Origin of the sequence: Luteibacter mycovicinus (assembly GCF_000745235.1) — a bacterium.
In the GTDB taxonomy this organism is placed as follows: Bacteria; Pseudomonadota; Gammaproteobacteria; order Xanthomonadales; family Rhodanobacteraceae; genus Luteibacter; species Luteibacter mycovicinus.
Map to the genome: position 1 here is coordinate 1,716,320 of NZ_JQNL01000001.1, position 12,436 is coordinate 1,728,755.

Genomic DNA, 12,436 nt, shown 5'->3' on the forward strand with positions numbered 1-12,436 from the left:
GACCTTCGTATGCTGATGCACTTCCTCCGCCTCGCCGGATGGCGATCTGGTGCCGTTCTGTTTGCTGCCATGAACATCCTGGTCGCCCTTCCCGCGACCGCTGGCACCTATGCCTATGGCCCGGGCGGGCTGCCGGATCTCTCTGGTTACCCCATCGGGCGGTCGGACTTTGCCGCGATGAGCGCCGGCCTCGGCAGCCCCGTAAGCCTGGATGCCGACGGCGCGAATCAGATCACGTCGGCGATTTTCTGGGTGCCGGCTCAGGGCTACTCCGTCCCGGCACCGATCACTCCCTCAGGCCAGGTCGCCCAGGCCGTCAGTTCGGGCTTTTTCTCGCGCCTCCGATCGCAAGCGGTCGGGACCGTGGCCGGGATGGTGCCCGGCGTCGGTGGCGTTGTGGCCGGCCAAGCCGCGAACGCTGTGGCGACTTCCGCCACCTCCGTTGGTGCCAATGGCCAGGCCATTCCCGGCTGGTGGTGCCGAGCGACGTATCCCGCCCCCGGTTACCGATTGGCATCGGTGTCGTGCTCCCCGCATGCCTATACCCCCCTGCGCTGAACCTCATTTCTCAAGGAGTTTGACCATGTCGGTAAAGATCGTTTTTGTGATCGTTTGGGCGCTAGGCGTGGCCTATTTCAGCGTCATGGGCGCGCCCCTGATCTTCGGCGCGCTTGCTGCGCTGGTTCCGGCCGGATTGGCTGCCGGCGTCCGCAGGATGATGCGACCCGGCCAACCCACACCGTCCAACGCGCCACGTGGCAAGGCACCTCTGACGGTCACGCCCCTGGCGAATGGCTGGACCGAGATCGATGCGTGCCCGCCTCCCCTCCCCGGCCTGTTCACGGCGCTCCCGGTCATCTTTGGCCTCATGGTGGCGCTCATCGTCGCCAACGTCGGCCCCTGGCACAGCCTCGCCGGCATGCTGCTGCCCGTGCTCATTGCTGGCGGGGTATCCGCTGGTCTGCTGGAAATCTGGTCTCACAGCGTCCAGAACCGGCGCCGGGGGCTCCAGCCCGCCGCATTCGCGGTGTCGGCTGACGCGGTGCGCTTGCCTTCGGGCGCCGTGGTTCCGGCGAGCCGTGTTTATGCGTTGACCCTTCGGAATGGTGTGGATCAGCATATCGGGCTCATGGTCACCAACTCGACGATCGCGGCGGCGGGTTCGATCGGGTCGGCTCATGCTGCTGCGAAGGTGGCGCGCATCGCGTTTCGAGTAGATCTGGATCACGACGGGCGTTCAAGCACCTTGGCAGGCGGGCTGACCGAGGCTCAGGCGAGATCGGTGGCGGCCGAAATCTTCCGGCACGTGCCGACGTTGCCCTAGCAAGTCGATCACAAGGGGCCACCGGCGCTCTCCAGCGACGTGGCCCTGATGATCATCAACACGTTTGCGTCAGGCGTTCCCCTATCGCCTCGGGAACGTCCGACCCAGAATCAGGACCCAGGTGCCAGCAAGAGCGCCAAAGCCATGCCCATAAAGGCGCCCACAACGGCCAACAGCGCGCCGAGCGCATGGCGACGGAGGAAGGGTTTTCGCATCGCCAAGAGTTGCGCCTTGGCTTGCCGAACCCCCTCACCATCGCCAGGGCGAATGAGGCGCTGGGGTCGGAACACAAAATCAAACCGCAGCGAGGGAGTCGCCGCCAGGTCCAGCCATTCACCGCGCGCCTGAGCGGTGCGTTGCGCCGCCCGAAAGGCTTGCTGCCCCCGCGCCAAGTTCCAAAGCGCGTAGCCCACGCCAGGCGCGATGCCTAAGAAAAAACCCACTTCGCTGGCACTCACTGCAGGGATTCCCGTTGGTTGGGCCTAGGGTCGTTCGGCCGCGGATTCGGTGGCAGCGGCATCGGCGGCGGCGCGGTGGTCGCCGGACCGACCGTGACCGTCGGCTGGACCGGGTTGGAGCCCAGCCAAGTCATGCCCCCCGACTGCGTCACCGAGGTATGGATTTCGACAGGGGCCACGGTCACGCGGGTCCCGAACGTCACCGACTGGACCGCCTTACAATCCGTGCACAGGCTTCGTTCGTAACCCAACGAGGCGCCAAAAAAATTGACGGCCCCTCCGGCCGCACCATTGCTGCTGGCTGCTGCCATTTCTTCCGCCGAGTCCGCGGGCGAGTAACTCAGCACCAAGCCGCCACCGGTGCCCACATCCGTGCTGGCCACGCCGCCGGCGGAGCCATAGCCGCCGACACGCCAGGTGCTCGGGCTCCAAGACGTCGCACTGAAGGTCAGTTGGCCGGTCACGGTGCCCCCGGCCAGGGCCGAAGCATTCAGCGTGCCGCCGATGGCAAAGGTCGCGCGCCCATCCGGGTCAATGTTGCGCACGGGATTGCTGTTGCCATACGCATATCGGTTGAAAACGAACAGGTCGGCCGCCTTGCCCGGTGCGGGGTCTACGCTCAAAAAGCGTCCGGTCTGAGGGTCATAATACCGGGCCTGCATATACACCAGGGCCGTATCCACATCCTGGACATGGCCGGCGTAACCGGGGCCATCGGCGGGCGAGCCCAAGGCTTGGCCGCCATACGGGCGATAGTCCACGGTGTTGAGAAGATGCCCAGAGGCATCGGCCGTGGCAAGCACCGATCCTTGCGGACTGGTGTAGTAATAAGTCACCGTTTCTTCAGCCGCCACAGGGCCCATGCCCAATGCCAGCACCAGCGATGCCCACGGACGCGCTCGACGGGTCATCATGACCGCGGTCTCCTTGCGAAGCGATGCTGTGCACGACCGCGTGCGCCGTGCCCCCAGTGCCCACCCCGGAGCACCCCTGGGCCCGATGATAGGGAAACGTGATCGGTTCGAGCAAGACCAGGCGAATTGGCTCGGTAGCCCGTCTGAGGCTTGCCCGAGCGGACGGATTCGAACGGACGGGGCTGACATGCACCAGACTTGGGTGGGACACGGAGATGGGCGGAGGTGACGCTGAGGGGCACCGCCTTACGAGCGACAGGCCGCCATGTGCCGAGACAGTATCCGGGAATTTGGAAAGAGTGCCCGGGAGAAATACGGTAGGCGTGACAGGGTCTTAGTAGATTTTATGCAGGAACACGTAGACACTGCCGCAGGAGAACCGCCTTTGCGGCCGACGTATGCGGGCGAGGACCTGGCACTGGACGTCCCGGGCCAACGTTTGTGGCTGAGAGATGCGAAAGGCCGGACGATGATCGTGGATCTGGATCAGATCGCCGCCTGGCAGCACGTCTGGGTGGACACCTCGAACAGTTGGGGAAAACGGTCCCGGATTCGCAACGAGTTGGTGTTTCGGCTCCGGCAGCTCGATGTCCCTACGGTAACGGTGCGGTTTCGCCGCTACAACGATGCCTTCCGCGGTAACCAGAACTTTGACGACGCCGCAGCATGGCAAGCCCGACTCACGACCCTGATCAATGGGTGATCCCCAATCAGGGCTGGCGTGGATGACCGTGCTCGACATAAGGAAGCACGCCTACTTAACTAGGGCCGCCTACTTAATGACGGACCCGGTGCGCTCACACCGGGAACCGCCGACGCAGTAACTGACAAGCCGCTGCTGAAGCCAACCTAACGCAAGACGAATATCTGTCAACCTCTCACTGGCTCGCGCCGAGCCATCAGGACGCGTAGACCCGTGGGTGCGATTCAGTGACACCTCGCCTCTCTTAGCGAATAGCATGGGACAACTAGACCGTCGACGGGGCGACCGTGGCCAGTTCGGTGAATGCGGGGCCGTCACTGACATCTGACGTTGATCGCATGCTTGGTGGAGATGAGACTGGAGGGCCAGTATGCCGCGCATGAGAAAGAAAGCGGACTTACCCCGCAAAGTTTGCGCAACCTGTGGACGTCCGTTCGCATGGCGGCGAAAGTGGGCCAAGGACTGGGAGCAGGTGACGCATTGCTCGGAGCGCTGCCGCCGCACCAAGAAGATTGCCACACGCGGCAATGAGTTGCTGACCGTCTGACCTATTCGAATCGGCTGTTTCAGCCCGTAGATTGGGCAGTGGGCCAAACCGAACCTGCGCAATGAATTCCTGCTTTGAGACCGCGATGGACCTATCTAATACCACGAGAAATCAGCACTACCTGCCACAGGTTGAGCAGCGGCTCAACGCAGCAAACCCCGACGCGTCGATAAAACGCCAGCGAATCTACTCATTCGAGGTGACCGATCGCGAACGCTTGTCCCTGCGGCTGGAGAATCCCAACGGTCGCCCAATCTCATCGACCTTAGCCTTCCAGGACCTATTTAGCTTCGATGTGGCATCGAACGACACATCGCGGCTGAACTTTGAGGCACTGTTTGAGCGCTACGAGCGCCGCATCTACGAGATATCGCAGCGGCTTTATCAAAACATCCGAGCAGATTTCAGCACGCTAAGGGAAACCGTAATCATCGTATCTGAGTCGCCGTTTTACGGTGACATCGTCGATCTTTTCACTTTCAAGATCCTTAACTTCGCGCGCAACCCGCACTCCATAACGAAAGCGCTAAATACTTTCGGGGGCCTGGCCACATATTACCCGACCAGTCCGAAGCACCTTTCATATTTTGAGCGAATCATCGAAGGCCAGCGTCCACACCAAAGATGGCTCTGCCAAGAACTTGGGGTGTCGGAGCAAGACTACATCACATGGCTAAAGGCGATTTTCATGCTTTTTGTCGAGGTTGATGCCGAGGGAACAGATTTTTTAACCAGCATGGTTAGAGGACTCTTCCAAGACGAAAAAAGTATCGTGGGAGTTATGGTGGCCACCTACGACGATCCGATTTGCCTTGTCTCGGACCGTGCGGTGACCACAAACATCTCCCAACACGGTGTAGAGGGATTTGATTTCAACGTATGCTCTCGGGCGTTCGTCCGTTATATCTTCGGGAAAGTTGACGCGATGGTCCCTCATGCGCCTCAACACCTCCTCGAAGGATTCAAACGTCCTTCGAAGCAGATCCATTTTCACCATCGGCACAACGATCTTGTCGTCTTGGGATCTTTCAATCGAAATGTCGTTTTCCAAAGCCACCGCCGCGTTTATTCGGCCATCAAGTCACCCGTGATTCCGCCTGAGCCTGAGAAGGTGCCTGGTTTCGAACAGTTTTCCCCGTGATGGTCGCATCGTCATTAGAGGGATTGCCTAAGGGGCCAATGTTCGCCGAAGCAATGCCCGCGTCCCGTTGGCACGGTCCCGCAAATGCGGTTCGATTTGGGCCACATGATCCAAATGCCCTATCAGGCTGCGGGCGGCGGCCGTCGCCGCAGCGGGGTCCTCCGCCTTTGCTAGATCTTCGAACTTCTGGCGGATCAAATGGTGTTGGGCCTTGGGAGCCTGGAGTTTTCCCCGATGGATGGTCACGCCCGTGATGGTCTTCGGCCTATCCTTGGTGAGCACCGTGGACTTTCCAGGATGGATCTTGACGCCCTGCTTCGCAAAGAGCCGACGCGCCCACTCCAGATCCGTGAGGGACGCTCCGGGCATGGTCATCATGATGTCGTCCACGTAGACGGTCATCTCGCCACCGCGACCCTTGGCGCGCCGATACAGTTGTTCAAAGGCCCGACGGTGGCAATAGAAGGCCAACACCTCGCTATGGACGCCACCGGTCGGTAAATGACGGCGGTGATAGCAACACAGTTTAGCCAGGAGAAAGGCCACGTCACCCGCGCACTTCATCTCCTGATGGAAGAAACGCCGAACGTGAGCAAAGGTCGTGCTCGGGTAAAAACTCTTAATGTCGAGTTTGATCGAAGGTTCGTCGGCTCGATGTAACTTAGCGTTGGTGAGGAACGACCGATCGCGCACACCCGATTGCCGGTAATCGGGCGGCATGACCCGACGCAGTAAGACCGCAATGCGCGCTTGAAGTTTGCGCATATCCGCACCTGCGGCTTGGATTTCGCGCCCTGTTTCGTTCGCCCAGGCCTTGTAACTGCCCTTGGCTTGATCGAAGCCTTCCAGTGCTGCGCGCGTTCCGGTCCATCGAAGCGCACGCATCAACTGGCCAACACCTTTGAGCCCATAGAGGGCGCATTGGTCAATGCGGTATTGCTTCCTGGGTTTTTCGAGGCGCTGCTTTTTCTTTCGCACCGGCATCTTCATCGTCGTTGCCCTGATCCATGACCCAATCCAGGAACTTCAGAAGTTTGTTGGCCTTCGCAGCCATCTTGTCGTCCGCCGCCGGGTTTGATCGCTCTTCGAAAATCAAAAAGGTGGACGCCGGCACACCAAACACCTTCGCGTAGCCTTCGAGGATGTCGAGCGAGGGGCGCTTCTTGCCGTTTTCGATCTCGGACAGGTAGGAGCCCGAAATCCCCAGCCGGTTGGCCAACGTGGCCTGGGTCATCTTGTGAAACTCGCGGGTTACTCGCAGTGCTCTATTCAACATCGCCATTCTCCAAGAACTTGGAGAAGAAGAGCGTTGCGCAGCCATCAGTGCCACCAGCGGCGGAGTTCGGCGATCACCCGCAAGGCGAACATCGCCCAGCGAAAGACCCGCGGGCTCTGGAGCCCCACCTTGATGTAACGCACCAAACGCTTACGCCAAGCACGAAGTCGGGCAGTTTTAATCATCGTTGTTCTCCTGGTTTCCTCCAGTGCCCTGCGTGGGGACGACCCCCAATCAGTCCTGGTAGACCCTCGTAACCCGGAGAACGGGTCAGACCACCTGCTTCGCCCTTCTGTCCATGGTGACGACGAGGCCCTCGCTCGTCGTCACCTAACCGCGTGCCGTCGAGCCTGTCTCATCGCCGTCCCGGTCGCAGCCGTGCTCCCGGGGGGATAGAGGCGTTTGCCTCCACGGACCTCTGTGCCAGCCGGTCCCAGTTGTAGCGAGGGGAGCATGTCGCGACCCTTCACTGCCTAGGGCCAGTTTACATCGGAGCGAACAAACTTCGCAATAGGCGAAATTTCCTCGCTTACGATCATGCTCATTTTCGGCCAGGAATTGCCCGACATGCCGGAAAAACAATTAGGTTCAACCACTTAGCGTTGATCTCATTCTTGCTTACAGATCAGTCGCTTAGGATTCCTGCCGCCCCTCTTGACGGCGCGGATCGTTCCGCTACAACACAGGTCGCCCAGCCAGCCGGAGTCCTCGTCTGGCCGCAGCACGCCCCTAGTCCCGGAGGATCACCCGCCCAGTCAATTACTCCCCCAACGCGATGCCTCGCGCACAAAAAAGCCGAGGGGAGACCCCTCGGCTTACCAACTTTGAATCTTTAGAACACAGCGCAACGATTACGAGCCGGTGCGGACGCTGTTCTAGGGCCAAGGTCCCCCCTTGTCAAGCGACCCCGGCTCCCGCCGGGGCTGACGGGCAACTATTGTCCAAAAATCCTACCCCGGAAGCCTTTCATGCCTATCTACGACGCCGTCCGCGGCATCTTCAGCACCTCGTTCAACAACTGCCAGTTGGCCTCTGCATGTGGCGTATCGGAGGCCACGGTCCGTCGCTACCGCCGGATCATCCAGGAGAAGGCTTTGACCTGGGCCGACCTTTCCGGTCTGGATGACCAGGGTTTCTACCTGGCCTTCAACCGACCCAAGCGCGGCCGCGTCGCTAAACGGACGCCGGACCTGGCTGCGATTGATGCCGAACTTTCGGCATCGGGCATGACCCTCCAGCATTGGTATGAAGACCACATGGCGGCACTGGAGGAGCCGTCGGGTTTCCTGTCGTATACCCATCTGGCCGCGCTGCTTAAACGTCATCGGGGCAAGGCCTACCGCTCGATGCGCCAGGTCCACACCCCGGGCGAAAAGGTGTCGGTCGACTACTGCGGTGACCGTCCGCACTACATGGATGCGATCACCGGAGAGCGGGTGAACGTGGAGGTCTTCGTCGGTGCGCTCAACGCATCCTCCCTGATCTTCGCGACGGCTACGGCTACGCAGCGCGTGCCCGACTTTCTGGAAGCCCACATCAGGATGTTCGATTATTTCGGTGGCCGCACCGACGCTGTCGTGCCCGACAACCTGGCGTCGGCGGTCAGTCATCCGGGATCAACGCCGGTGATTCAACGGTCCTATGCGGATTTTGCCGCGCACTACGACGTGATGGTGATGCCGGCCCGTCCGCGCCGGCCGAAGGACAAGCCCAAGGCCGAGGCGAGCGTGAAGCTGGTCCAGCGGATGCTGAAGGTCGCGGCCTACCGCCGGCCCTTCACTTCTCTGGATGACATTAACGACGCGCTGGCCGCAGTGGTGGAACGCATCAACAACCGTCCCATGAAGAACAACCAGCCGAGCCGACGCGAACGGTTCGAAACCTACGAGCGCCATCGGCTGCTCCCATTACCCGAACAGGCTTACTCATTCGCGGAGTGGGTAACGATCAGCAAGGTGCCGGCGGACTACCACGTGCCGGTGCTCCTGAACTTTTACAGCGTGCCGCATCACTTGGTCGGCGAGCGGGTGGAAGTTCGACTGCGCCAGCATGAAGTAACGATCTTCAAGGATCGCAAAGTTGTTGCCGCCCATGCGCGGTTGGAAGGCACGGGTCAATCCACTTCGAAGACGGAACACATGCCGGAAGGTCACCGGGCCCAGGCCGAACGTGCCCCGGACATGCTGCGCGAGTGGGCCGAAGAGGCGGGCCCCCACATCTTGAAGTTTGTGCGCGAGAAGTTGGATCAGGGCCGCACGATCCGCGGCGTCCCTGCGGTCGAAGCCGTGCGTTCCCTCGCGCACAAACATGGAGCGGCCGAGGTCGACGCAGCCATTGCGCTGGCGTATCAGCGTGGGAAGGTTGATCCCACTTCGATCCGCCGTGTCGTTGCCGCCAAGGCCGAGCGGGTTGTTCCCAAGCGCCCACTGACCACGCGCAACAGCCGTGCGAACGGGGGTGCGTCATGCTGAATGACCTGACCCACGACCTGCGGGCTATGCGCTTACCGGGCATGGCGGTAGCGCTCCAGCGATGGGTGGAAAATCCCACAAATGCGGAGCGGTCCGCGCTCGATTGCGTCCATCACCTGGTCAACACGCAGCGCGAAATGAGCCAGCACCGTCGGACGGAAGGCTTTCATGTGCGGTTCCGCGTGCCACCCCAGATGACCCTGGCGGCATTCGAGCCCAGCAACGGCCGCGGGCTTTCGTCGCAGCGGTTCCGTCACCTGGCGGGACTTGCCTGGCTGGACGCAGGGCAGAACGTGGTCCTCACCGGTCCCAGCCAGGCGGGCAAGACCCATCTGGCCGTGGGGCTGGCCCTGGAGGCGTATGCCGCCGGCCATACCGTTCACGTCCAACGCGTGCCCGAACTCCTGGCCCAGCTGGCGTCCAATGCCGATGCGAAGGCCAACGCCACGCTGGTGGAACGGCTGTCGCGGCCCGCCGTGCTCGTGCTCGATGACCTGGCCACCGACGTGGCGACGGCCGACCAGACCTCATGGATCCGACGGCTCCTGGAACGACGGGCAGCACGCAAGGGGGCTGTGATCGTGACCTCGATTGCCGACCCCGACGAGTGGGGGCAGTTTTTCGACAACCCGGCGGCGGCCGACGGCATCCATGGCCGCCTCACGCACAACGCCCACGAGGTCACCCTCAAGCGGAGGAGCGCGGGCAAGACCACCGCGCTGGCGAGCGGAGACTGACCCCTCCCTCTCCACGCCAAACCCGCTTTTCAGCCCCGGCTCGTTCCGGGGCTTTCTTTGTGGCCGCCTGTCGCGCACAAAAAACCGCCCCTTGCGGGGCGGTATCCAGGCGCTGGTGAGATCATCGACATGACGTCGTATGCTCGCTCGCTTAGGTTTTTTCTAAGCCACCCGTGCGGTGGCGAAAAAGCGACCCAGTGCCTGGTAGCCATCAACCTAGCGGACCGCGGGGACCTGTCAACCCCTCCCACCTCAAATAAATCTGCCGGGGCGAAGGGCCCGTGGCAGCCGGTCGAGCCGCCATCCCAGATCTCATTCGTGGTCTACATCAGACTCGTGTCGAGAGATGACCAGACCTTACACCTGTTGGCTATTGAACCCTTCTCGATCCGGTCTGGGATAGCGCCACGATCTCGTCTGATTAGATCAATCGACCAATGACAACGATGCTATTACGCATCACGTCCGTCGTTCCCGATTGGCAACGCTGATCTGCCGAGCCTCGCAAAACGAACTGGTCGACCAATGGCCGCTCGCAAATCCTCCAGGCTTATTTTCTCATCCGGTTCTGATGAGACCCGTAGGACACTCTCCTCAGGACCGCGCTTTGTTACCTTCACCGAATGGACGCCGGGGAACCTTGCCACTATATCCACAACGTCCATTAGTTCGTCCGCGTCGATATCTTCGATTCGAATCAGAAGAATTCCAAAACGATCATCGATGTGCCGAAATCTGTTAGCGACCGCGGGGCTCTGCTCCATGCGCTGAAAAGCCCTACGCATGCTCCGAAGTTCTTCGAGAATGAACTCCTGACTCGTGACCTCTTTTTTGTCGATCTTCGCCACGGTGAACTCACCGAAGTGCTTGAGGAACGTGGTGTAGCCACTGTCCTTCTCGGCACGCTGGTGGGTCGCCGTGATCTTATCGGTCAACTTCTGCTTGAACTCTACGATCTTCGAAAATCGAAGATCCCGCGGATATTCTAGATGCTCAATAGCAGAGGTATCGAAGGAATAAGGAGTCTTGTCGTCCTTGATGATGATGGTCGGCTTATCGAACGCCAACCGCATCCCCAGTTCAAACATGACATTGGGGTTTTTGCCACTTACGTCGCATACGACGACGGGATTGTCGTAAAGGTTTTGGATGATCCGCTTATGGATGATTCCGACCTCATCCGCATTGCTTACGAGATTCGGGAAGAAGCCTGCGCCTTCGATTGCCTCGGTGAGGATATCGAGCACGTCGGACCAATGCCCTTCATCACACCCGTCGATGGCGGAAATGGGCATCACGACACCACAGATAGGGGCTTCCTTGTCTTTCGTCATCCGTTAGCGCTCCAGCGTGCGTGGTCAGTGATAGATCTTTCCAGTCCAACGCTCACAAAGAATGTGACCTTCATGGTGATTACATGCGTTGATTTCACTTCAAGATTCGTCATCAGGACCCCCGGCTGACCGTGGTGGCTTGCCAGGCTTAACCCTTGATGGCTTCTCAGACCGTGTCACCGCGTCTGATATGAAGGCGGTCAGTTCACCCGCGAAGCCGGGAATCTTGGCCATGGCGTCCTTCAACACCGGGGACGACAGCAGTTCGGCATAGGGGCTCGAATGGTCCGCATCTGCCATGAACCTCAGCGGCTCCTGGTCAAGATGACGCAGCGCCGATCCGAACAAATCTTTTTCGAACTGCTCATCGATGCGCGCCGCCTCACGCCGGTATCCCTCATACGCCGTCGCAAGCGAGGCTTTGAAGGAGTAATCCTCGGCCAGGCGGAACCGTTGAGATATTTGGCGAGTTGCTAACCATGCCACCCACAACGGGGCAGCAAGGGACACGATGCCTAGCGCCACTTGGACCCAGATCAACGCGATCCCGCGCTGAATGTTCGGTTCTTTTGTTAGTTCGGAAATCGCTTGAACACGGAGATATCCGAGAACTGCGCCAGCAGTCAATGCGCCGATCAGCAAGCCCACCCACCATCGGACGGATGTTCGAAGCCCGGCTGCTCGGCTGTTAAATGCCTCCGCCAGTGCGTGACTCGTGGTGGACCGATAGACATCTTCAATCCCGGACAACACTTTTTCCGCGTCGCCCTTCAACGCGGTCAAGCGGGCCATTGCTTCGATCGCATCCTGTGCGGCTTGCTTGGATTTTCCGGCCGCCTCGGTCGCCGATAGGAGAGCGGCGGCGACATCTTTGCGCGCGTTAGCGATCATCTCGGAGTCAACGGGAAGGTCCCCGATTAAATCGGCACCGTCCTTGATGGCAGCCAGTTGCTCATTGATCGTGTCCCTGTCGACGATGATGCTTTCGAGGGACTTCTTGGTCAGCTTCAGCTGCTTTCGTAGCCTGCCGGGCAGTGTATCTTCGTCCGGTTCTCTCCACTTGTCGCCGGGAAAGAGTATTCGCTCCCACTGCGCGAAGGTCTCAAAGAAGGCCCAGCCACCTTGCGTAATGTTTCCGTTCCCGAGATTGGAGACGCCAGGCGCCATCGAAGCCAAACGGCCGGGTATGGAAATAACCAAATTAGCTTGATGGTGCTCGTCGGCAATCTCCTCATCGAACGACGAATCCGCCTCACGCAGCCGGCGGGCCAAACGAGCAGGAACCTGTGCTAGTTCCCAAGGAGTGAGCGCGGGCGCATACCAGCCGATATTCTGAATAAGCGTCGCGTTACCCATCGCGGAAAAGTTTGCCTGCGTTCCCCTCGCGAACTCATCCAACGCCGCGCAAGCGGCTTCAACATTACTGTCCATGATCTTCCCCTGTTCCTATGGCCGGATTGTAGGCTAAGGGGGGGAGCCCACCGCAAGACGACTTCGGTGGACTCCATGCATCTTCGGCAAGGACCGCCGA

Annotated in this window: 14 protein-coding genes; 7 read left to right on the forward strand and 7 right to left on the reverse strand. The window is 60.3% G+C overall.

Annotated elements, in window-relative coordinates; translation table 11 throughout:
- Positions 1 to 9: 9 nt before the first annotated feature.
- Both FA85_RS07765 and FA85_RS07770 read left to right on the forward strand, forming a co-directional pair.
- Positions 10 to 558 (forward strand): hypothetical protein, encoded by a 549-nt coding sequence (locus FA85_RS07765; protein WP_036110020.1) that lies wholly within the window; start codon positions 10 to 12, stop codon positions 556 to 558.
- Positions 559 to 583: 25 nt separating this feature from the next.
- Positions 584 to 1,324, forward strand: coding sequence for a hypothetical protein (locus FA85_RS07770; RefSeq protein WP_036110018.1), 741 nt, complete (start codon positions 584 to 586; stop codon positions 1,322 to 1,324).
- Between the two features lie 110 nt (positions 1,325 to 1,434).
- On the opposite strand, the gene FA85_RS07775 is transcribed toward FA85_RS07770, so the two are convergent.
- Both FA85_RS07775 and FA85_RS20830 read right to left on the reverse strand, forming a co-directional pair.
- On the reverse strand, positions 1,435 to 1,782 hold the full coding sequence (locus FA85_RS07775) for a hypothetical protein (protein ID WP_036110016.1): 348 nt from the start codon (positions 1,780 to 1,782) through the stop codon (positions 1,435 to 1,437).
- Positions 1,779 to 2,696 carry an RHS repeat-associated core domain-containing protein gene (locus FA85_RS20830; RefSeq protein WP_051943263.1) on the reverse strand — a complete coding sequence of 306 codons (918 nt, stop codon included), beginning with the start codon at positions 2,694 to 2,696 and terminating at the stop codon, positions 1,779 to 1,781. The genes FA85_RS07775 and FA85_RS20830 overlap by 4 nt, the downstream gene beginning before the upstream one ends.
- Positions 2,697 to 3,165: 469 nt before the next feature.
- On the opposite strand from FA85_RS20830, the gene FA85_RS07785 reads away from it, so the two are divergent.
- The 3 genes from FA85_RS07785 (at position 3,166) to FA85_RS07790 (ending at position 5,087) form a co-directional block, all read left to right on the forward strand.
- Positions 3,166 to 3,399 carry a hypothetical protein gene (locus tag FA85_RS07785; protein WP_156108677.1) on the forward strand — a complete coding sequence of 78 codons (234 nt, stop codon included), beginning with the start codon at positions 3,166 to 3,168 and terminating at the stop codon, positions 3,397 to 3,399.
- A 379-nt stretch (positions 3,400 to 3,778) separates the two neighbouring features.
- Entirely contained in the window at positions 3,779 to 3,946 is a 168-nt protein-coding gene (locus FA85_RS21410) for a DUF2256 domain-containing protein (protein ID WP_197056502.1), read from the forward strand.
- Positions 3,947 to 4,007: 61 nt separating this feature from the next.
- Complete coding sequence (locus tag FA85_RS07790; protein ID WP_051943259.1) at positions 4,008 to 5,087, forward strand: hypothetical protein; 1,080 nt, start codon at positions 4,008 to 4,010, stop codon at positions 5,085 to 5,087.
- A 27-nt stretch (positions 5,088 to 5,114) separates the two neighbouring features.
- Here FA85_RS07790 and FA85_RS20835 read toward each other — a convergent pair whose 3' ends face one another.
- From FA85_RS20835 to FA85_RS21830, 3 genes are read right to left on the reverse strand one after another with little or no spacing between them, the layout of a single operon-like run.
- Complete coding sequence (locus FA85_RS20835) at positions 5,115 to 6,077, reverse strand: reverse transcriptase family protein (protein WP_081907345.1); 963 nt, start codon at positions 6,075 to 6,077, stop codon at positions 5,115 to 5,117.
- Positions 6,013 to 6,408: a helix-turn-helix domain-containing protein gene (locus FA85_RS07800; protein ID WP_239739758.1), complete on the reverse strand. Its 396-nt coding sequence runs from the start codon at positions 6,406 to 6,408 to the stop codon at positions 6,013 to 6,015. Before FA85_RS07800 ends, FA85_RS20835 begins: the two co-directional genes overlap by 65 nt.
- A complete protein-coding gene (locus FA85_RS21830; RefSeq protein WP_156110288.1) occupies positions 6,408 to 6,548 on the reverse strand; it encodes a hypothetical protein in 141 nt (46 codons plus the stop codon). The genes FA85_RS07800 and FA85_RS21830 overlap by 1 nt, the downstream gene beginning before the upstream one ends.
- A 783-nt stretch (positions 6,549 to 7,331) precedes the next feature.
- Between FA85_RS21830 and istA the strand changes: the two genes are divergently transcribed.
- Positions 7,332 to 8,834 carry an IS21 family transposase gene (gene istA, locus FA85_RS07805; RefSeq protein WP_051943255.1) on the forward strand — a complete coding sequence of 501 codons (1,503 nt, stop codon included), beginning with the start codon at positions 7,332 to 7,334 and terminating at the stop codon, positions 8,832 to 8,834.
- Positions 8,828 to 9,571 carry an ATP-binding protein gene (locus tag FA85_RS07810; RefSeq protein ID WP_036110008.1) on the forward strand — a complete coding sequence of 248 codons (744 nt, stop codon included), beginning with the start codon at positions 8,828 to 8,830 and terminating at the stop codon, positions 9,569 to 9,571. The genes istA and FA85_RS07810 overlap by 7 nt, the downstream gene beginning before the upstream one ends.
- A gap of 452 nt (positions 9,572 to 10,023) precedes the next feature.
- Here the strand turns inward: FA85_RS07810 and FA85_RS07815 are convergent, their stop codons facing one another.
- Complete coding sequence (locus FA85_RS07815; protein WP_197056503.1) at positions 10,024 to 10,905, reverse strand: hypothetical protein; 882 nt, start codon at positions 10,903 to 10,905, stop codon at positions 10,024 to 10,026.
- Between the two features lie 99 nt (positions 10,906 to 11,004).
- On the reverse strand, positions 11,005 to 12,336 hold the full coding sequence (locus FA85_RS20840; protein WP_051943250.1) for a hypothetical protein: 1,332 nt from the start codon (positions 12,334 to 12,336) through the stop codon (positions 11,005 to 11,007).
- Between the last annotated feature and the right edge of the window lie 100 nt (positions 12,337 to 12,436).

Excerpts from the sequence above, each read along its gene's own strand:
- FA85_RS07765 (WP_036110020.1), top strand. The coding sequence starts at position 10 with ATGCTGATGCACTTCCTCCGCCTCGCCGGATGGCGATCTGGTGCCGTT.
- FA85_RS07770 (WP_036110018.1), top strand. The coding sequence starts at position 584 with ATGTCGGTAAAGATCGTTTTTGTGATCGTTTGGGCGCTAGGCGTGGCC.
- FA85_RS20830 (WP_051943263.1), bottom strand. The coding sequence starts at position 2,696 with ATGATGACCCGTCGAGCGCGTCCGTGGGCATCGCTGGTGCTGGCATTG.
- FA85_RS07785 (WP_156108677.1), top strand. The coding sequence starts at position 3,166 with ATGATCGTGGATCTGGATCAGATCGCCGCCTGGCAGCACGTCTGGGTG.
- FA85_RS21410 (WP_197056502.1), top strand. The coding sequence starts at position 3,779 with ATGAGAAAGAAAGCGGACTTACCCCGCAAAGTTTGCGCAACCTGTGGA.
- FA85_RS07790 (WP_051943259.1), top strand. The coding sequence starts at position 4,008 with ATGAATTCCTGCTTTGAGACCGCGATGGACCTATCTAATACCACGAGA.
- FA85_RS20835 (WP_081907345.1), bottom strand. The coding sequence starts at position 6,077 with ATGAAGATGCCGGTGCGAAAGAAAAAGCAGCGCCTCGAAAAACCCAGG.
- FA85_RS07800 (WP_239739758.1), bottom strand. The coding sequence starts at position 6,408 with ATGGCTGCGCAACGCTCTTCTTCTCCAAGTTCTTGGAGAATGGCGATG.
- FA85_RS21830 (WP_156110288.1), bottom strand. The coding sequence starts at position 6,548 with ATGATTAAAACTGCCCGACTTCGTGCTTGGCGTAAGCGTTTGGTGCGT.
- istA (WP_051943255.1), top strand. The coding sequence starts at position 7,332 with ATGCCTATCTACGACGCCGTCCGCGGCATCTTCAGCACCTCGTTCAAC.
- FA85_RS07810 (WP_036110008.1), top strand. The coding sequence starts at position 8,828 with ATGCTGAATGACCTGACCCACGACCTGCGGGCTATGCGCTTACCGGGC.
- FA85_RS07815 (WP_197056503.1), bottom strand. The coding sequence starts at position 10,905 with ATGACGAAAGACAAGGAAGCCCCTATCTGTGGTGTCGTGATGCCCATT.
- FA85_RS20840 (WP_051943250.1), bottom strand. The coding sequence starts at position 12,336 with ATGGACAGTAATGTTGAAGCCGCTTGCGCGGCGTTGGATGAGTTCGCG.